The organism is Streptomyces sp. NPDC005799 (assembly GCF_040630525.1).
In the GTDB taxonomy this organism is placed as follows: Bacteria; Actinomycetota; Actinomycetes; order Streptomycetales; family Streptomycetaceae; genus Streptomyces; species Streptomyces griseorubiginosus_B.
In genome coordinates this window covers 149704-167989 of sequence record NZ_JBEXXQ010000011.1, presented here as the reverse complement: position 1 = coordinate 167989, position 18286 = coordinate 149704, and the positions used below count along the sequence as shown (strand labels likewise).

Here is an 18286-nt window from a genome sequence, read left to right as displayed (position 1 = left end):
CCCTCGGACACCCCGTAGGAGGCATCAAGTGGTCGACGCGGATCAGACATTCGTCATCGTCGGAGGTGGTCTCGCCGGTGCGAAGGCGGCCGAGACGCTCCGAGCGGAGGGCTTCAGCGGCCGCGTGATACTGATCTGCGACGAGCGCGACCACCCCTACGAGCGTCCTCCGCTGTCCAAGGGGTATCTGCTGGGCAAGGAGGAGCGCGACAGCGTCTTCGTCCACGAACCGGCCTGGTACGCGCAGAACGACATCGAGCTGCACCTCGGCGAGACCGTGGACGCCATCGACCGCGCGGCGAAGACGGTCCGCTTCGGCGAGGACGGCACACTCGTCCACTACGACAAACTGCTCCTGGCGACGGGCGCGGAGCCGCGGCGCCTCGACATCCCGGGGACCGACCTCGCCGGCGTCCACCATCTGCGCCGCCTCGCCCACGCCGAGCGGCTCAAGGGCGTACTGGCGGCGCTCGGCCGGGACAACGGGCACATCGTCATCGCGGGCGCCGGCTGGATCGGTCTGGAGGTCGCGGCGGCGGCCCGGGAGTACGGCGCCGAGGTCACCGTCGTCGAGCCCGCCCAGACCCCGCTGCACGGCGTCCTCGGACCCGAGCTCGGCAGCCTCTTCGCCGAGCTGCACCGCGAGCACGGGGTGCGCTTCCACTTCGGCGCGAAGCTGACGGAGATCGTCGGCCAGGACGGCATGGTGCTGGCGGCGCGCACCGACGACGGCGAGGAGCACCCGGCGCACGACGTCCTCGCGGCGATCGGCGCGGCCCCGCGCATCGGCCTCGCGGAGGCGGCGGGTCTGGAGATCGCCGACCGGGCGCACGGGGGAGGGGTCGTGGTCGACGACCGGCTGCGCACCTCCGACCCCGACATCTACGCGGCCGGCGACGTCGCCTCCTTCCACCACGCCCTGTTCACCACCCGGCTGCGCGTCGAGCACTGGGCCAACGCCCTCAACGGCGGCCCCGCGGCGGCCCGCGCGATGCTCGGCCAGGACCTGACCTACGACCGCGTGCCCTACTTCTTCTCCGACCAGTACGACCTGGGGATGGAGTACAGCGGATGGGCGCCGCCGGGGTCGTACGACGAGGTGGTGATCCGCGGGGACGCCGGGAAACGTGAGTTCATCGCCTTCTGGGTCAAGGACGACCGGGTGCTGGCCGGGATGAACGTCAACGTGTGGGACGTCACAGAACCCATCCAGAAGCTGATCAGGTCGAAGACCCGGGTGAACACGGAGTCCCTGGCGGATCCGCACGTTCCGCTCGAAAGCCTCGTCCCGTGAGTGTCGGACCACCACCGTGCTGCAATTCCCGGGGGCGCTGTGTCCGACAGCCGCTGTGCGGCGGGCCGGTCCCCCGGCCGGAGGCCGTCTTGCCCCAGGAGTGTCAGTTCTGACCCGTAGAATCACTCCGTGGCTGGACGGATCAACGACGAGGACGTGAAGGCGGTACGGGACGCGGTTCCCATCGACGCCGTCGTGTCCGAGTACCTCCAGCTGCGCAACGCGGGCGGAGGCAACCTCAAGGGGCTCTGCCCGTTCCACGACGAGAAGTCGCCGTCCTTCCAGGTGAGCCCGAGCAAGGGACTCTTCCACTGCTTCGGCTGCCAGGAGGGCGGCGACACCATCACGTTCGTGATGAAGGTCGACCACCTCACCTTCTCCGAGGCGGTCGAGCGGCTGGCCGCCCAGGCCGGCATCACCCTTCGCTACGAGGAGGGCGGCTACAACCCCTCCCACCAGCGCGGCGAACGCATCCGCCTGGTCGAGGCCCACAAGATCGCCGCCGACTGGTACATGGAGCAGCTCGCCACCAGCGCCGAGGCCGAGACCGGCCGGGTCTTCCTCGCCGAGCGCGGCTTCGACCAGAGCGCCGCCGCGCACTTCTCCGTCGGCTACAGCCCCCAGGGCTGGGACCACCTCACCCGCTATCTGCGCGGCAAGGGCTTCACCGACAAGGAACTCCTCCTCTCCGGCCTCGCCCAGGAGGGCCGCCGCGGCCCCATCGACCGCTTCCGGGGCCGTCTGATGTGGCCCATCCGCGACATCGGCGGAGACGTCGTCGGCTTCGGCGCCCGCAAGCTGTACGAGGCGGACAACGGCCCCAAGTACCTCAACACCCCCGACACGGCGATCTACAGGAAGTCCCAGGTCCTGTACGGCATCGACCTGGCGAAGAAGGACATCGCGAAGGCCTCCCGCGCGGTCGTCGTCGAGGGTTACACGGACGTCATGGCCTGCCATCTCGCCGGCGTCACCACCGCGATCGCCACCTGCGGCACCGCCTTCGGCGGCGAGCACATCAAGATCCTGCGCCGTCTGCTCATGGACAACGGCAGCGCACGGGTCATCTTCACCTTCGACGGCGACTCGGCCGGCCAGAAGGCGGCCCTGCGCGCCTTCGAGGACGACCAGAAGTTCGCCGCCGAGACGTACATCGCGATCGCCCCCGACGGCATGGACCCCTGCGAACTCCGGCTCGCCAAGGGCGACGAGGCGGTCGCCGACCTCGTCGAGCCCCGCACCCCGCTGTTCGAGTTCGCCCTGCGCCAGATCGTCGTCCGCTACGACCTCGACACCCCCGCCGGCCGGGCCGCGGCCCTGGACGAGGCGGCTCCCATCGTCGCCCGCATCAAGAACACCGGCGCCCAGCACGAGGTCGCCGTCCAGCTCGCCGGCATGCTCGGCATCCTCGACACCCAGTTCGTGGTCAAGCGCGTCGCCCAGCTGGCCCGTTGGGCCCGCGACCGCGGCGGCAAGGGCGCCCCGGCGCCGACGTCCCGAGGCCCGCAGTCGTACGAGGCCGCGCCGCGCCCCACGACCTCCGGCCCCGCCCTCACCCTCCGCAACCCCGTCTACGCCACCGAACGCGAGCTGCTCAAACTCGCCCTCCAGCGGCCCGAGTTCGTCTCCCCGGCCTTCGACGCGTACGGCGCCGACGAGTTCACCGCCGCCCCGTACGCCGCGGTGCGTCAGGCGGTCATGGACGCGGGCGGCGCCGAGTACGGCGTGCAGGACGGTCAGGAATACCTGGTCCGCGTGCGCGAGGCGGCCCCCGACGACACCGTCCGCGCGATGGTCACCGAACTCGCCGTCGAGCCGATCATGCGCCGCACCGTCGACGAGGTGTACGCGGGCACGGTGCTGGTCCAGGTCCGCAGGCGGGCGGTGGAGCGCCGCATCCGCGACGTCCAGTCCCACATGACCCGCCTCTCCGCCGGCGGCGACCCGGCCCAACTGGCCGCCGTACAGAACGAGTTGTGGGTCCTCCAGCAGTACGACCAGGCCCTCAGGGAACACGGCGCCGCGGCTCTCTGACCGCACCCGTACGCCACGGTAACCGCCGGGTCACGGGCCGATTGCAAAAAGTCACGCACGCCCCTCGTGGCGGCGATGTGTCGTACTCCACACTGGGGTGCGGTGCCTGAGTCCTCGGAGCGCGGCCGATCCGTCCTACACGGGTCCCACACCCCCGCGGTTCCGCTCATCGCGTACGGGACGGACAGCGGCGTGGCCGCCGACTCCGCCCCCGAAGTACCGCTGCCGTACCCCCTGGCAGCGATCATCCTGGAGGTCGCCCCCGTGCAGACCCAGACCCTCACACAGACCGACATCAGTACGGACGGCACGGAACCGGACGCGGAGACCGACGTCCTCGTCGCGGTCCCCCCGCAGACCCGTGTCGTGCACCACCCCGAGGCGGATCCCGTGGAACCCGAAGGGCCGCCAGAGCCGGCCGAACCGCCCGCCGAGGCGCTGGAGGCCGCGGAGCCCCCCGAACCGGCGGAGACCACCGCCGCGGAGCGCGCCCGCGCCGACACCGGCGGCCCGTCCTCGGACCTGTTTCGCCAGTACCTGCGCGAGATCGGCCGGATCCCGCTGCTCACCGCCGCCGAGGAGGTCGAGCTCGCCCGCCGGGTCGAGGCCGGTCTGTTCGCCGAGGCGAAACTGAGCAACACCCCTGACCTGGACAGCCAGTTGGCCCTCGACCTGGACCGTCTGGTGGTCATGGGCCGTATGGCCAAGCGCCGGCTCATCGAGGCGAACCTGCGGCTGGTCGTGTCCGTGGCCAAGCGGTACGTCGGCCGTGGGCTGACCATGCTCGACCTCGTCCAGGAGGGCAACCTCGGCCTGATCAGGGCGGTCGAGAAGTTCGACTACGCCCGTGGCTACAAGTTCTCTACGTACGCCACCTGGTGGATCCGCCAGGCCATGTCACGGGCCCTCGCCGACCAGGCCCGCACCATCCGGGTCCCGGTGCACGTCGTCGAGCTGATCAACCGGGTCGTCCGGGTCCAGCGCCGCATGCTGCAGGAGCGGGGCTACGAGCCGACCCCGGAAGAGGTCGCCGCCCACCTCGAACTCCCGCCCGAGCGCGTCAGCGAGGTCCTGCGTCTGGCCCAGGAGCCGGTGTCCCTGCACGCCCCGGTGGGCGAGGAGGACGACGTGGCCCTCGGCGACCTGATCGAGGACGGCGACGCGACGTCACCCGTGGAGTCGGCGGCGTTCCTGCTCCTGCGGGAGCATCTGGAGGCGGTGCTCTCCACTCTCGGCGAACGTGAGCGCAAGGTCGTCCAGCTGCGGTACGGGCTGGCCGACGGGCGTCCCCGGACGCTGGAGGAGATCGGGCGGATCTTCGGGGTGACCCGGGAACGGATACGGCAGATCGAGTCGAAGACGCTCAACAAGCTCCGGGATCACGCTTTCGCGGATCAGCTCCGCGGTTATCTGGACTGAGCAGGGGCCACTCACCGAGGTGAGTGGCCCCCACCCGCTAGTCCACCTCAGCCACAGCCTGCGCGAACTGGGCCTTGTACAGCCGCGCGTACGCCCCGTCCGCCGCCAGCAGCTCCGCGTGCGCGCCCTGTTCGACGATCGCGCCGTTCTCCATGACGAGGATCGTGTCCGCGTCCCGGATGGTCGACAGCCGGTGGGCGATCACGAACGACGTACGCCCGTGGGCGAGTTTGGCCATCGCCTTCTGGATCAGCACCTCGGTACGGGTGTCGACCGAGGACGTCGCCTCGTCGAGCACCAGGATCGTCGGGTCGGACAGGAACGCCCGCGCGATGGTGATGAGCTGCTTCTCACCGGCGCTCACGCCCGTGCCCTCGTCGTCGATCACGGTGTCGTACCCGTCGGGCAGCGTCCGCACGAACCGGTCCGCGTGGGCCGCCCGCGCCGCCTCCTCGATCTCGCCGCGGGTGACCTCGCGCGAGGCGCCGTACGCGATGTTCTCCGCGATCGTGCCGCCGAACAGCCAGGTGTCCTGCAGCACCATGCCGATCTGGGCGCGCAGTTCGTCCCGGGACATGGTGGCTATGTCGACGCCGTCGAGGGTGATGCGCCCGCCGGAGACGTCGTAGAACCGCATGAGCAGGTTGACCAGGGTCGTCTTGCCGGCGCCGGTCGGTCCGACGATCGCGACCGTGTGCCCGGGCTCCACCTTGAGCGAGAGGTCCTCGATGAGCGGCTTCTCCGGGTCGTACCGGAACGACACGTGCTCCAGAGCCACCCGCCCGCGCAGCTCCTCGGGCAGCGCGCCCGGCAGCGGGTCCGCCTCCTGCTCCTCCGCGTCCAGGAGTTCGAAGATCCGCTCGGCCGAGGCGACACCCGACTGCACCAGGTTCGCCATCGACGCGACCTGCGTCAGCGGCATCGAGAACTGCCGCGAGTACTGGATGAAGGCCTGCACGTCACCGATGGACAGCGCGCCCGAGGCGACCCTGAGACCACCCACGACCGCCACCAGCACGTAGTTGAGGTTGGAGACGAACATCATCAGCGGCTGCATGACTCCGCTGTTGAACTGCGCCTTGAACCCCGCCTCGTACAGCGCCTCGTTCTGCTCGGCGAACTGCTGCGCCGACTCCTCCTGCCGCCCGAACACCTTCACCAGGGTGTGCCCGCTGTACATCTCCTCGATGTGGGCGTTGAGCTTGCCGGTGGTGCGCCACTGCTGCACGAAGTGCGGCTGCGACCGCTTGCCGATCCGGGTGGCCACCACGAACGACAGCGGCACGGTCACCAGCGCGACCAGCGCCAGCAGCCAGGACACCCAGAACATCACCGCGAGCACGCCGATGATGGTCAGCACCGAGTTGATCAGCTGGCCCATCGACTGCTGCAGGGTCTGCCCGATGTTGTCGATGTCGTTGGTGGCGCGGGAGAGCACCTCACCGCGCTGCCGCTTGTCGAAGTACGACAGCGGCAGCCGCGACAGCTTCGCCTGCACGTCCTCACGCAGCCGGAACATCGTGCGGTTGACGCTGCGGTTCACCAGCCTCGTCGCGAACGCCATCAGCAGACCGGCGATCAGGAACGTGCCCAGCGCCAGCAGCAGGACCCGGCCCACCGCGTCGAAGTCGATGCCCTTGCCGGGGGTGAAGTCGGTGCTGCGGAGCATGTCGGCGATCTGCCCCTGGCCCCGCTCCCGCATCGAGGCAAGGACCTGGTCCTTGGTCGCCCCGGCCGGCATCTGCCGACCGATGATCCCCGAGAAGACCAGGTCGGTGGCCCGGCCCAGGATCTTCGGCCCGATCACGTTCAGGCCCACGCTCACGACCACGCACAGCAACAGGGCGTAGATGGTGAGCCGTTCCGGCTTGAACTGGGCGAGCAGGCGTTTGCCCGACACCTTGAAGTCCATCGAACGGCTGTCGGGACCGCCGCCCTGGCCCATCATCCGCGCCATCGGCCCGGCCATCAGGCAGCCTCCGCTTCCGTCAGCTGGGAGAGCACGATCTCCCGGTAGGTCTCGTTGCCGGCCATCAACTCGTGATGGCGGCCGGTGCCGACGACCCGTCCCTCGTCGAGGACGACGATCCGGTCGGCGTCGCGGATGGTCGCCACCCGCTGGGCGACGATCACCACGGTCGCCTCGGCGGTCTCCCGGGCGAGCGCCGCCCGAAGTGCCGCGTCGGTGGCGTAGTCGAGGGCGGAGAAGGAGTCGTCGAAGAGGTAGATCTCCGGCCGCTGGACGAGCGTCCGCGCGATCGCGAGCCGCTGGCGCTGACCGCCGGAGACATTGGTGCCGCCCTGCGCGATCGGCGCGTTGAGCCCGCCCTCGAGCTTGCTGACGAACTCCTTGGCCTGCGCCACCTCCAGCGCGTGCCACAGCTCCTCGTCCGTGGCGTCCGGATTGCCGTAGCGCAGGTTGGTCGCGACCGTCCCCGCGAACAGGTACGGCTTCTGCGGGACGAGCCCGACCGTCTTGGCCAGCAGCTTCGGGTCGAGGGTGGACACCTCCGTGCCGTCGACCAGGACCTCGCCGTCGGTCGCGTCGAACAGCCTGGGGACCAGGCCGAGCAGCGTCGACTTGCCGCTGCCGGTCGAGCCGATGACGGCGGTCACCTCACCGGGCCGGGCCACCAGGTCGATCGACTTCAGCACGGGCTCCTCGGCACCCGGATAGCGGAAGCCCGCGCCCCGGATCTCCAGATGCCCGTGCCGGCGCAGCTCGACGACCGGCGCGCTCGGCGGCACGACGCTGGATTCGGTCTCCAGCACCTCCTCGATGCGTTCGGCGCAGACCTCCGCGCGCGGCACCATCATGAACATGAAGGTGGCCATCATCACGGACATCACGATCTGCATCAGATAGGCGAGGAACGCGGTCAGGTCACCGATCTGCATACCGCCGTCGGCGATGCGGTGCGCGCCGAACCACACCACCGCGATCGACGACAGGTTCACGGTCGTCATGACCACCGGGAACATCAGCGCGAGCAGGTTGCCCGTCTTCAGCTGCATCTCGGTGAGGTCGGTGTTCGCCTTCCGGAACCGGTCCTTCTCGTACTCGTCCCGCACGAAGGCCCGGATCACCCGGTTGCCGGTGATCTGCTCGCGCAGCACCCGGTTGACGGTGTCCAGACGGACCTGCATGGCCCGGAACAGCGGCCGCAGCCGCCGTACGATCAACGTCACACAGATGCCCAGCGTCGGCACCACGGCGACCAGCACCCCGGACAGCGGCACGTCCAGGCCGAGCGCCAGCACGATGCCGCCCACGCACATGATGGGCGCCGACACCATCAGGGTGAACGTCATCAGGGCCAGCATCTGGACCTGCTGCACGTCATTGGTCGTACGGGTGATCAGCGAGGGCGCGCCGAAGTGGCCGACCTCACGCGCCGAGAAGGACTGCACCCGGTCGAACACGGCGGCCCGTACGTCCCGGCCGAGCGCCGACGCGGTCCGGGCGCCGTAGTACACGGCCCCGATGTTGCACACGACCTGCGCCAGCGAGATGCCGATCATCAGGGCACCGAAGGAGAGGATGTAGCCGGTGTCGCCCTTGACGACACCGTTGTCGATGATGTGAGCGTTCAGCGTGGGCAGGTAGAGGGTGGCGCAGGTCTGCAGGAACTGCAGCAGCACCAGCACACCGATGGGTTTCTTGTACGGCCTCAGATAGGTCCGTAGTAGTCGTATGAGCACGCTGCGTCTCTCGGAGTCGGCGATGGGGCGGGTTCGTTGCCCGTGGCCCCTATCGTCGGACACTCCACCCGCGTTACCTCAACCGATTAAGCCGACAGCAGTGCGCTTTCCCGCCTTACGGGCGGAACGCGCCGGGGTGCGTCTGCTCACGCACCGACACGTACTGCTGCCGCACCGCCTGCCCCACCGCCAGCTCCTCACCGGGCTCCAGCACCTGCGCCGCCGCGCCCTGCCAGGCCGGCGGGGTGCGCGGGTCCAGCGTTCCCTGCGAGGCGCCGAGCGCCCACGCGGCCTGCCGGGCGGCCCCGATCGCCGCGTAGTCGGCGGGCTGCGGTACGACGACCTGCGCACCGAACAGCGCCGGCGCCGCCGCCTGCACGGCCGTCAACTCGGCGGCCGCCCCCAGCAGGAAGATCCGCCGTACCTCCACGCCCCGCCCGCGCAGCACGTCCAGCGCGTCCGCGAGCCCGCACAGCATGCCCTCGAACGCGGCCCGCGCCAGATGCTCGGCCTTCATCGACTCCCGCCGCAGCCCCGACAGCGTCCCCGCGGTGTGCGGCAGATTCGGCGTCCGCTCACCTTCCAGATAGGGCAGGAGCACGAGGCCGTGGGCGCCCGGCGTCGACTTCATCGCCAGGTCGGACAGGCTCTCGAGATCCGGCAGCCCGAGCAGTTCGGCGGTCCCGCGCAGGGTCCGTACGGCGTTCAGGGTGGTGACGACGGGCAGGTGCATGCCGGTCGCGTCGGCGAGGGCGGTGATCATCCCGGTGCCGTCGACCAGGGCCTCGGGATGCACGGCCATGACGGACCCCGACGCGCCCAGCGACACGACCGCGTCCCCCAGCCCGATGCCGAGCCCGAAGGCGGCGGCCATGGTCTCGCCGGTCCCGGCGGAGATCAGCAGCCCTTCCGGGGTCGTACCGGCCGCCTCGGCCGGGCCGATCACCTCGGGCAGCATGGCCTGGTGACCGAGCGCCAGCTCGACGAGGTCGGTGCGGTAGCCGCCGGTGGCCGCGGACCAGTACCCGGTCCCGGAGGCGCCGCCCCGGTCCGTGGTTCTCCTCACGGGCCGCCCCAGCAACTGCCAGACCAGCCAGTCATGGGCCTGCATGAGGATCGCGGTGCGCAGGGCGGCGTCGGGCTCGCTCTTGGCGAGCCAGCGCAGCTTGGTGACGGGCTGCGCCGCCTGCGGCACGCACCCCACGGCCTGCGCCCACGCCTCCCGTCCGCCGAGCGCGTCGATGAGATCGGCCGCCGCGACCTGGTTCCGCCTGTCCCCGCCGACCATCGCCGGGCGCACGGTGTTGCCCTGCGCGTCCAGCGGGACCACGGCGTTCTGCTGCGCGGACACGCCGATGGCCTGCACGCCCTCCAGCAGACCGCCGCCGGCCGCCTCGCCGAGGGACAGCAGCCAGGCCTGCGGATCGACGTCCGCGGGGCGGTCGCCGTCCACCGGATGCGGGGCGTACCCCTGCCTGAGCACGGCGCCCGTGTCCGTGTCACAGACGACGATGCGAGTGAAATCGGGCGAACTGTCCAGCCCGGCGACTATCCCCATGGCGCAAATTCTATGGGCCGTCCGCCATGGGGGTGTCTGCCGCGGGGGACTGTGCCGCGTGGCTGTGTGCCGCGGGGCTCTGCGCCGCGGGGCTCTGCGCCGCGGGGCTCTGCGCCGCGTGGCTGTGTGCCGTCGGCTGTCGGGAACCTATGTATTGCTGGTACCCCAGTCGTCCTGGCCCGTCCCGTTGGTGTTGCGATCCCTCAGGGACCGCACCCGCCCGGCCACCGACTCCGGCACACGGTCGACGACCTTGTCGCTGACCGTGTGGTAAGCCTTGCCGGCGAACTGGCGGCCCTGCTGGGCCGCCGTCTCGGCGGTGTTGCGGACGGCCGGGTTCTGGGCGACCTGGCGTGCGGATTTCTTCAGCTGCTCGTAGCGTTCGCGCCCTGCGCGTGTGCCGAGCACGTAACCCAGAGCCAGGCCGACGACGAACGTGAGCTTGTAGCGCATGGAGGCCACCCTTCCCTCGTGTAGGTCGGCGCCGGGGGAACCGATTGGCGGAGCACCCCCCTGCTTGCGCTAATGTATGTGTCGCAGCGAGCGCCCGCCCCCTGGCGAATACCCAGGTAGGTACGTTCGATGCAACGAGGCATTCCTCCGTAGCTCAATTGGCAGAGCAGCCGGCTGTTAACCGGCAGGTTACTGGTTCGAGTCCAGTCGGGGGAGCTCGGTCCTCCGTAGCTCAATTGGCAGAGCAGCCGGCTGTTAACCGGCAGGTTACTGGTTCGAGTCCAGTCGGGGGAGCATGCTGAACGAGGGCCCCGAAGGGGTCCTTTTTCATGTCCTCACCCCTGCCCCGGGAACCGCGCAGGTCACGGCGGAGTCCTCAAGGGCATGCGAAGTCGCCCCTGCGAAGCAGGAGATCGTATGAGCGGCTATGCTGCGGCAGACGGCGCGGGCACATGTACGCGACACGCCGTACGGGGCGGTAGCTCAGCCGGTTAGAGCAGCGGACTCATAATCCGTCGGCCGTGGGTTCGAGTCCCACCCGCCCCACTCCGCAGGTCTCTGACCTGCGGAAACGTCTCATCGAGGGTGTGGATTCAGGGCTTTGGGCCCCGGGGCTGAATCCGCTGCTCGTGAGTTCAACTCCGTGGCTGTCCGTATGCGTTGGGATCGCTCTCACCTGCGCAGACGTATCGGCCTACGGCTGGAGGACAGCGTCGCGGGTGGGCTGTGCGAGCGTCTGGACGTCGAATTCTGGACGCCGGCTGGACGCGAGGATCCGGAAGCGGTGTCGCCCGGTGACCCCTGGGTGTCGGGAGACGGCCCAGGCCACAGCGGATCGACCGCCAGGCGGCCGGGTTGGTCGGAAGCTCGGTGCCCGTCGGCACCGCGTGAGCTTTACTGCCTGAGGTCGATCGTGCGGACCGGCTGCCCTGTCGTGCGAGCGATGGTTTCGAAGTCGCGGTCGTAGTGGAGCAGGGTGAGTCCCGCTTCTTCCGCTGCGGCGGCCACCAGGAGGTCCACGGGGCCCGCGCTGCGGTGTTCCCCCTTGGCGGTCAGCTGTTCCTGGATGACGCGGGAGCGGCGGTAGACGCCGTCGGGCATGGGGCACCAGGCGTAGTGGGCGTCGAGTGCCGACTTCAAGCGGGTGCGGTCCGTGGCGGAACGGGCTGAGTAGAGGACTTCCAGTTCGGTGAGGTCGCAGATCGCGACGAGGCCGGCGCCGATCCTGTCGTCCCATTCGGTCGTGTTCTGGCGGAGGAGGACGCGGGCGAGGGCGGAGGTGTCGATGAGGTAGTCGGCGACGGTCATGCGTCCGCTCCGGCGTCGCGGTCATCGCGTGCCGCGTCGGCGCTCGTGGGGCGGTATGTGCGCTTGTCCAGCAGTAGGTCGACGTCCAGAGCACCCTCGGCCACCAGTTCGCGAGCTTCGTCGAGTGCCCGCAGGCGCCGGTAGCGGGCCGTGACTTCCCGCAGCGCCGTGTTGATGGTGTCGCGTTTGGTGGAGGTGCCGAGCTCTCTGGCTGCCTCTTCCAGCGCCTCGTCGTCGAGATCGATTACGGTCCGACTCATGGTGACCTCCTCCGCTTGAGTGTATCGAGCGGAGTATATCAAGATACAAGATCTTTTGTATATTCCATTTGTTGGCGGTCGCGGAGCTGTGCGGTGAGCCTGAGGGTGAGATCGCCTCCCCTGCCTGGCGGCATCGTCGTGAAAGGCGCAGGATCGCAACTGGTCGTGTGGGCCAGGGCCTGGCCGATCGGCGGGGAGTGGACACCGGACAGGCCCTGGCGGATTGAGGGGTGCTCCCGATGGAGGCCGCTATTTCTTGAGCCAGACCGCGTGGTCGGGTTCCAGTCGGCTGTCCTGGAAGGGACCGCTGGCCAGCAGGATCGTGGTGCGGTCGGGTAGCTGGAATGCCTCGGTCGAGAGGTTGACGACACACACGAGGCTGGGGTCGCGGTGGAAGGCGAGGACTCCTGGCGGGGTGTCGAGCCAGGTCATGGTGCCGGCGCCGAGGGCGGGGTGCTCGCGTCGGAGCTGTAGGGCGGTGCGGTACAGCTCCAGCATGGATGTCTCGTCGCCGGTCTGTGCCTCCACGCTCCGCTCGCCCCATTTCGATGGCTGCGGCAGCCAGGGTCCGGCGGAGGCGTCTTCGGGGCTGAAGCCGTACGGTGCGGTCTTTCCGGACCAGGGGATGGGGACGCGGCAGCCGTCGCGGCCGGGGTTGATGTGGCCGGAGCGTTCCCAGACGGGGTCCTGGCGTACGGCCTCGGGGAGGTCCTCGATTTCGGGGAGGCCGAGTTCGTCGCCCTGGTAGATGTAGGCGCCGCCGGGGAGGGCGAGCATGAGGAGGGCGGCGGCTCGGGCGCGGCGGGTGCCGAGGGTGAGGTCGGCGGGGCCGTCGGGTTCGTACGGCACGTTGGGTATCCACCGTTTGACGTGCTTGCGGGCGTAGCGGCTGGTGTGGCGCATGACGTCGTGGTTGGACAGCACCCAGGTGGCCGGTGCGCCCACACCGCTGAGCATGGTGAGGGAGTCGTCGATGGCGGCGCGGAGGTCTTTGGCGTTCCAGCTGGCCATGAGGAAGTCGAAGTTGAAGGCGGTGTGCAGGCCGTCGGGGCGGACGTAGGCGGCGAGCCGGTCGGGGGTGTCGGTCCAGGCTTCGGCGACGAAGGTGCGCTCACCGGGGTATTCGTCGGCGATCTTGCGCCAGGTGCGGTAGATGGCGTGGACGTCGTCGCGGTCCCAGTGGGGGTGAGGGGTCTGGCTGTCCGCCAGGTCGGGCAGTTCGGGGTCCTTGATGAGGCCGTGGGCGACGTCGATGCGGAAGCCGTCCACGCCCCGGCTGAACCAGAACCGCAGGATCGACTCGAACTCGGTGTGGACGTCGGGGTGTTGCCAGTTGAGGTCGGGCTGCTGGGGGGTGAAGAGGTGCAGGTACCACTCGCCGTCGGGTACGCGGGTCCAGGCCGGGCCGCCGAAGCAGGACACCCAGTTGTTGGGCGGGTCGGCACCGTCGGGGCCGCGGCCGGGCCGGAAGACGAAGCGTTCACGCTCCGGGCTGCCGGGGCTGGCGCTCAAGGCGGCCCGGAACCAGGCGTGCTGGTCGGAGAGGTGGTTGGGCACGATGTCGGGGATGATGCGGATGCCGTGCCGGTGGGCATCGGTGATGAGCTGTTCGGCGTCGGCGAGGGTGCCGAACAGGGGGTCGATGGCGCGGAAGTCGGCGACGTCGTAGCCACCGTCCGCCATAGGGGACTTGTACCAGGGGTTGATCCACAGGGCGTCCACGCCGAGCGATTTCAGGTAGGGCAGGCGGGAGCGCAGGCCGGCGATGTCGCCGACGCCGTCGCCGTTGCTGTCGGCGAAGCTGCGGATGTAGACCTGGTAGATGACGGCGCTGCGCCACCAGGGGCTGTTGGTGGACAGGGCGGGGTCCTTCGGCGGAGTGGGCTGCACGGGGCTCACCGCGTGGTGGGTGCCGGGGAGGGGGACGCGGCTGTCAGCGCCGCGGTGATCTCCTCGCCCGTGGGAGGCTGCGCGCCCGCGCGGGCGCAGGTGAGGGCGCCGGCGATGACGCACCGGCGCAGGACGGCTTTGAGTTCGGCGGGTGTGGCGGGGAGGCGGATGGTGCCGTCGGGCTGGAGGAGTGTGTCGAGGAGGCAGGCTTGGAAGGCGTCGCCGGCGCCGATGGTGTCGACGACGTGCGTCGGCGGTGCGGGGACGGCGACCTGGTGTTCGGCGGTGAGGGCGGTTGCGCCCTGGGCGCCGCGGGTGATGACGGCCAGGCGTGGGCCGAGGGCGAGCAGGGCCCGTGCCGCTGCTTCGGGGGTGAGGCCGGGATAGAGCCAGGCCAGGTCCTCGTCGCTGGCCTTGACCAGGTCTGCGGTGGCGACCAGCCGTTCGGCTCTGGTGCGGTAGGCGTCGCGGTCGGGCAGGACGGCCGGGCGGACGTTGAGATCGACGGAGACGGAGCGGCCCGGGCGGGCGCGGTGCGCGCGACAGGTATCGACGATCCGGGTCGCGCCGGGTTCCACGACAGCGGCGAGTGAGCCGGTGTGGATCAGCATGGCCTGCTCCGGCAGGTGGATGTCCTGTGGGTCCCAGGCCGCGAGGAAGTCGTAGCGGGCGCTGCCGGTGGCGTCGTCGAGGTAGGCGAGGGCGATGGTGGTGCGACCGGAGGCGCTGGGCAGGCGGCGCACCCTGACGTCGATGGAGTCCAGGTGCGCGCGGACCAGGTCGCCCGGCGGGTCGTCGCCCCAGCAGGTCATGAGGGTGGCCGGGTGCCCGAGCCGGTGCAGGCCGACGGCGACGTTGGCGGGGCTGCCTCCGGGGTGCGGGGCGACGTGGGCGGTGCCGGTGTGCCAGGCGAGGTCGACCAGGACCTCGCCGATGACGACGGTGGTCATGAGGTACGTCCTTTGCGGCCCGGAGCGGCGACGGCGGATTCCTTGATCTGGAGCGGCTGGAGCTCCCAGACATCGACGGTGAAGTCGAGGCGTGCGCCCCGCCTGGCGCGGGCTTCGAGGCGCCAGTGGTCGCGGACGGGGTAGAAGTGGCGTTCGCCGACGGGGTAGAAGCGCACGGTGAGTGCCTCGCCGGTGGACAGGAAGATCTCGGCGACGGAGTGGTCGACGACGAGACGCAGGTCGACGGGCTGCCCGCTGGGGCAGGGGATCGTGTATGTGCCGCCGCGGGCGCGCGGGTCGAGGGAGGCGTGGTCGCGGTTGACGACCAGCAGGCCCGCGTCGGTGTCGAGCCGGATGTCCAGGTACTCGGTGCCGTCCGGGGCGGTGACCAGGCGCAGACCGGCTGTGCCGGTGGCTTCCAGGCGCGCTGTGACGTCGAAGCTGCGGCCGACCTGGCCCAGTTCCACCGGAATCGGGTCGGGTACCTGTCCCGTGGCGTGGATGGTGTGCCGGCCGCGCAGGGCGAGGAGTTCCTCGGCGGGCTGCTGGTGTGTGCGGCCGTCCTCGGTCAGGGTGATCTCGCGAGGCAGCGTGAGCGTGCCGGCCCAGCCGTCGGCGTCCGACCACTCCTCCTGGCGGGCCTCCCAGGACCAGCCCCACAGCAGCCATCGCCCGCCGGGCGCGGGCAGGAGGGCGGGGGCGTAGAAGTCGGGTCCGTGGTCGAGGAGTTGGGGGGCGGTTGGGTGGAGAACGTTGTCGTGTTCCTGGCCGGCCAGGGCGAGGACGGAGCGGGGGCCGTCGTGGTCGTCCCATGCGGCGACGATGAGGGCGCCGCGCCCGGAGCCGTCGGCGGCCGGGAGGTACTGGGGGCACTCCCAGCCCTCGCCGGTGAGCAGGCCGGCGCCGGGCGGGCCGACCGGCTCGGGGGCGCCGGTGTGGAAGGGGCCGAGGTAGGTCCAGGTCTCCAGGTCGGGGGAGGCGTAGAGGAGGACCGCGGCGCGGCCGTCGGCGAGGGAGGCGCCGACCAGCATCCGCCAGCCCTCGCCGTGCCGCCACACGTAGGGGTCGCGGTACATGGTCGTGCCCTCGGGCGGCGCGGGTATGAGCAGCTGCCCGCGGGGGGCGAAGGTGCGGCCGTTGTCGTGAGAGGTCGCGGTGGTGACCGGCTGGTCCCAGCGGTCGCGGCGGTAGGCGGAGTAGAAGGCGACGATGCGGTCGCCGTCGGAGACGGCGTTGCCGGAGAAGCAGCCGTCCTCGTCCACGCCCCCGGGGGTGGGGGTCAGGGCGATCGGCAGGGGTTCCCAGCTGACCAGGTCGGGGCTGCGGAAGTGGCCCCAGTGCATGTTCGCGTGCCGGGTGCCGTAGGGGTTGTACTGGTAGCAGACGTGATAGGTGCCGTCGTGGAAGACCAGCCCGTTGGGATCGTTGATCCAGTTGGCCGGCGGGCGCAGGTGCGCGACGGGACGGTGGGGGTCATGGGTGTCAGTGGGCGCGGTGGACACACGCGTGCCTTTCAGGGGGTGCACAGAGCGGGGGAAGGGCTCAGCGGAAGGAGCCGGCCACGATTCCCTCGACGAAGTACCGCTGGGCGGCGAGGAAGATCAGCACGCTGGGGATCAGGGCGATGATCACCCCGGCGAGGACGATCGAGACGCTGCCGGTGCCGTTGCTGCCCTGCAGGCTCACCAGGCCGAGTGGGAGGGTGAACTTGTCGGTGGTCTGCAGGAAGATCAGCGGGCGGAAGAACTCGTTCCAGTAGGCGGAGAAGGTCAGCACTGCCAGCGTGGCCATCGGGGCGCGGGCCATGGGGGCGTAGATGCGGGCGAAGACCTGGAAGTGCGAGGCTCCGTCCACGCGTGCCGCCTCGCCGAGTTCGCGGGGCATCTGCAGGAAGTACTGGCGCATCAGGAAGGTGCCGAAGGCGCCGCCGACCGCGGGCAGGATCAGGGCCATGCGGCTGTCGGTCAGACCCAGGTACTTGATGATCAGGAAGACCGGAATGATGGTCGTCTGGACCGGGACCATCATGGTGGCCAGGATGACCCAGAACAGGGGTTTGCTGCCGCGGAAGCGGACCATGGCGAAGGCGTAGCCGCTCATCGTCGAGGTGATGAGCTGGCCGACCACGATGAGCCCGGTGACGATCGCGCTGTTGAGGAAGAACGTGGCGAGCGGGACCTTGTCGAACACGGCCGTGTAGTTCGACCAGATCGGATCTGTGGGGAACCACTTGGGCGGCTGGTCGAAGGAGGTGGCCGGCGTGCGCAGCGAGGTGGACAGGGCCCACACGAGCGGGGCGACGACCAGGACGGCCGCCACGGTCAGCGCGGCGAGGGACAGCAGCCGTCCGGCGCTGACGCGACGGCGGCGGCGGCGCGGTGCGGGAAGGGCCGGTGCGGGCTGCTTGTCGAGGATGGCACTCATGCGTAGAACACCCACTTTCGGCTCACCGTGAACTGCACGGCCGTGATGACGAGCAGGACGGCGAACAGCAGCACGGAGATGGCCGAGGCGTAGCCGAACTGCAGGTTCTGGAAGGCCGTCTGGTAGACGAGGAGCACGGTGGTGTACGTCGAGTCGCCCGGGCCGCCCTTGGTCATCACATAGGGCTGGTCGAACAGCTGCATCGTGTTGATCAGGCCCACGGTCGAGGCGAACAGCACGGTCGGGCTGATCAGCGGCAGCTTGATCCGCCAGAACATGCGCGCCGAGGAGGCGCCGTCGATCTGCGCGGCCTCCAGGACGTCCTGCGGCACGGAGCCGAGGGCGGCGACGAACAGGATGAAGGTGAAGCCGAGCTGCTGCCACACGGCGACGATCACGATGGTGGCCGTCGCTCCGCCGGTGGAGCTCAGCCAGGACACCTCGGGCAGATGCAGCAGGCCCAGGTAGTAGTTGATGACGCCGAACTGGTCGTTGAAGACGTACGCCATCACGATCGAGATCGACGCGGCGGAAGCCAGCATCGGCAGGAAGAACGCCGCCCGGAACAGGTTCTGCACGATCTTGGAGGCGCGCTGGGCGACCAGCAGCGCCAGGCCCAGGCCGAGGACGACCTGCAGGAACACGATCATCACGGCGAGGCCGGAGGTCACCAGCAAGGAGTGTGTGACCGATGTGTCGCTGAACAGCGTGCGGAAGTTGTCCAGGCCCACGAACTGGGGGCTGGAGATGGCGTCCCACTTGAACAGCGCGAGGACGAAGGAGGCCAGGATCGGTCCGACGGTGAAGACGACGACCACGAGCAGGGACAGCGACACCATCCCGTAGCCGAACAGCGTCTCGCGGCGGGCCCGGCGGGCCTGGGCGCGGCGCCGCACGAGATCGGGGTCACCGGCCGGCTGCGGGGGGCGGCCGGGCCGCGCGCCCGCCGGGGCGGACGCGCGGCTGCGGCTTCGGACAGGCTGGGACATCAGCG

14 protein-coding genes and 3 tRNA genes are annotated in these 18286 nt (G+C 70.1%); 6 read left to right on the top strand and 11 right to left on the bottom strand.

The features are described 5' to 3' along the window. The first annotated feature begins 28 nt into the window (after positions 1–28). The 3 genes from ABZ453_RS13695 (at position 29) to ABZ453_RS13685 (ending at position 4747) form a co-directional block, all read left to right on the top strand. Complete coding sequence (locus ABZ453_RS13695) at positions 29–1294, top strand: FAD-dependent oxidoreductase (RefSeq protein WP_359014706.1); 1266 nt, start codon at positions 29–31, stop codon at positions 1292–1294. Between the two features lie 129 nt (positions 1295–1423). Next, positions 1424–3328, top strand: coding sequence for a DNA primase (gene dnaG, locus ABZ453_RS13690; protein WP_359014704.1), 1905 nt, complete (start codon positions 1424–1426; stop codon positions 3326–3328). 102 nt (positions 3329–3430) lie between these two features. After that, positions 3431–4747, top strand: coding sequence for an RNA polymerase sigma factor (locus ABZ453_RS13685; protein ID WP_359014702.1), 1317 nt, complete (start codon positions 3431–3433; stop codon positions 4745–4747). Between the two features lie 37 nt (positions 4748–4784). On the opposite strand, the gene ABZ453_RS13680 is transcribed toward ABZ453_RS13685, so the two are convergent. The 4 genes from ABZ453_RS13680 to ABZ453_RS13665 all read right to left on the bottom strand — a co-directional run bounded on the left by ABZ453_RS13680 (position 4785) and on the right by ABZ453_RS13665 (position 10460). After that, positions 4785–6716: an ABC transporter ATP-binding protein gene (locus ABZ453_RS13680; RefSeq protein WP_359014700.1), complete on the bottom strand. Its 1932-nt coding sequence runs from the start codon at positions 6714–6716 to the stop codon at positions 4785–4787. Next, a complete protein-coding gene (locus tag ABZ453_RS13675; RefSeq protein WP_359014776.1) occupies positions 6716–8449 on the bottom strand; it encodes an ABC transporter ATP-binding protein in 1734 nt (577 codons plus the stop codon). The genes ABZ453_RS13680 and ABZ453_RS13675 overlap by 1 nt, the downstream gene beginning before the upstream one ends. A 115-nt stretch (positions 8450–8564) precedes the next feature. Then, positions 8565–10007 (bottom strand): FGGY family carbohydrate kinase, encoded by a 1443-nt coding sequence (locus ABZ453_RS13670; RefSeq protein ID WP_359014698.1) that lies wholly within the window; start codon positions 10005–10007, stop codon positions 8565–8567. A 147-nt stretch (positions 10008–10154) separates the two neighbouring features. After that, on the bottom strand, positions 10155–10460 hold the full coding sequence (locus ABZ453_RS13665; RefSeq protein WP_133041144.1) for a YtxH domain-containing protein: 306 nt from the start codon (positions 10458–10460) through the stop codon (positions 10155–10157). A gap of 143 nt (positions 10461–10603) precedes the next feature. On the opposite strand from ABZ453_RS13665, the gene ABZ453_RS13660 reads away from it, so the two are divergent. From ABZ453_RS13660 to ABZ453_RS13650, 3 genes are all read left to right on the top strand, one after another. Further along, a tRNA-Asn gene (locus ABZ453_RS13660) sits at positions 10604–10676 on the top strand. Positions 10677–10681: 5 nt separating this feature from the next. Next, positions 10682–10754: transfer RNA gene (locus tag ABZ453_RS13655), tRNA-Asn, on the top strand. A gap of 178 nt (positions 10755–10932) precedes the next feature. After that, positions 10933–11006 (top strand) — tRNA-Ile (locus ABZ453_RS13650). 348 nt (positions 11007–11354) lie between these two features. Here ABZ453_RS13650 and ABZ453_RS13645 read toward each other — a convergent pair. From ABZ453_RS13645 to ABZ453_RS13615, 7 genes are all read right to left on the bottom strand, one after another. Next, a complete protein-coding gene (locus ABZ453_RS13645; protein WP_359014696.1) occupies positions 11355–11768 on the bottom strand; it encodes a PIN domain nuclease in 414 nt (137 codons plus the stop codon). Then, positions 11765–12028, bottom strand: a complete 264-nt coding sequence (locus ABZ453_RS13640) for a type II toxin-antitoxin system VapB family antitoxin (RefSeq protein ID WP_359014694.1) — start codon at positions 12026–12028, stop codon at positions 11765–11767. The genes ABZ453_RS13645 and ABZ453_RS13640 overlap by 4 nt, the downstream gene beginning before the upstream one ends. 249 nt (positions 12029–12277) lie before the next feature. Continuing rightward, positions 12278–13888 carry a glycoside hydrolase family 13 protein gene (locus ABZ453_RS13635; protein WP_359014774.1) on the bottom strand — a complete coding sequence of 537 codons (1611 nt, stop codon included), beginning with the start codon at positions 13886–13888 and terminating at the stop codon, positions 12278–12280. 35 nt (positions 13889–13923) lie between these two features. Beyond that, the gene (locus tag ABZ453_RS13630) at positions 13924–14868 is read right to left on the bottom strand and encodes a carbohydrate kinase (RefSeq protein ID WP_359014692.1); all 945 of its coding nucleotides are present in this window, start codon (positions 14866–14868) and stop codon (positions 13924–13926) included. Then, positions 14865–16370 (bottom strand): glycoside hydrolase family 32 protein, encoded by a 1506-nt coding sequence (locus ABZ453_RS13625; RefSeq protein ID WP_359014690.1) that lies wholly within the window; start codon positions 16368–16370, stop codon positions 14865–14867. Before ABZ453_RS13625 ends, ABZ453_RS13630 begins: the two co-directional genes overlap by 4 nt. Positions 16371–16410: 40 nt before the next feature. Further along, positions 16411–17292 carry a carbohydrate ABC transporter permease gene (locus ABZ453_RS13620; RefSeq protein WP_359014688.1) on the bottom strand — a complete coding sequence of 294 codons (882 nt, stop codon included), beginning with the start codon at positions 17290–17292 and terminating at the stop codon, positions 16411–16413. Continuing rightward, positions 17289–18281 (bottom strand): sugar ABC transporter permease, encoded by a 993-nt coding sequence (locus tag ABZ453_RS13615; protein ID WP_359014686.1) that lies wholly within the window; start codon positions 18279–18281, stop codon positions 17289–17291. The genes ABZ453_RS13620 and ABZ453_RS13615 overlap by 4 nt, the downstream gene beginning before the upstream one ends. Positions 18282–18286 lie beyond the last annotated feature (5 nt).

Excerpts from the sequence above, each read along its gene's own strand:
- ABZ453_RS13630 (WP_359014692.1), bottom strand. The coding sequence starts at position 14,868 with ATGACCACCGTCGTCATCGGCGAGGTCCTGGTCGACCTCGCCTGGCAC.
- ABZ453_RS13615 (WP_359014686.1), bottom strand. The coding sequence starts at position 18,281 with ATGTCCCAGCCTGTCCGAAGCCGCAGCCGCGCGTCCGCCCCGGCGGGC.
- ABZ453_RS13670 (WP_359014698.1), bottom strand. The coding sequence starts at position 10,007 with ATGGGGATAGTCGCCGGGCTGGACAGTTCGCCCGATTTCACTCGCATC.
- ABZ453_RS13665 (WP_133041144.1), bottom strand. The coding sequence starts at position 10,460 with ATGCGCTACAAGCTCACGTTCGTCGTCGGCCTGGCTCTGGGTTACGTG.
- ABZ453_RS13645 (WP_359014696.1), bottom strand. The coding sequence starts at position 11,768 with ATGACCGTCGCCGACTACCTCATCGACACCTCCGCCCTCGCCCGCGTC.
- ABZ453_RS13640 (WP_359014694.1), bottom strand. The coding sequence starts at position 12,028 with ATGAGTCGGACCGTAATCGATCTCGACGACGAGGCGCTGGAAGAGGCA.
- ABZ453_RS13620 (WP_359014688.1), bottom strand. The coding sequence starts at position 17,292 with ATGAGTGCCATCCTCGACAAGCAGCCCGCACCGGCCCTTCCCGCACCG.
- ABZ453_RS13680 (WP_359014700.1), bottom strand. The coding sequence starts at position 6,716 with ATGGCCGGGCCGATGGCGCGGATGATGGGCCAGGGCGGCGGTCCCGAC.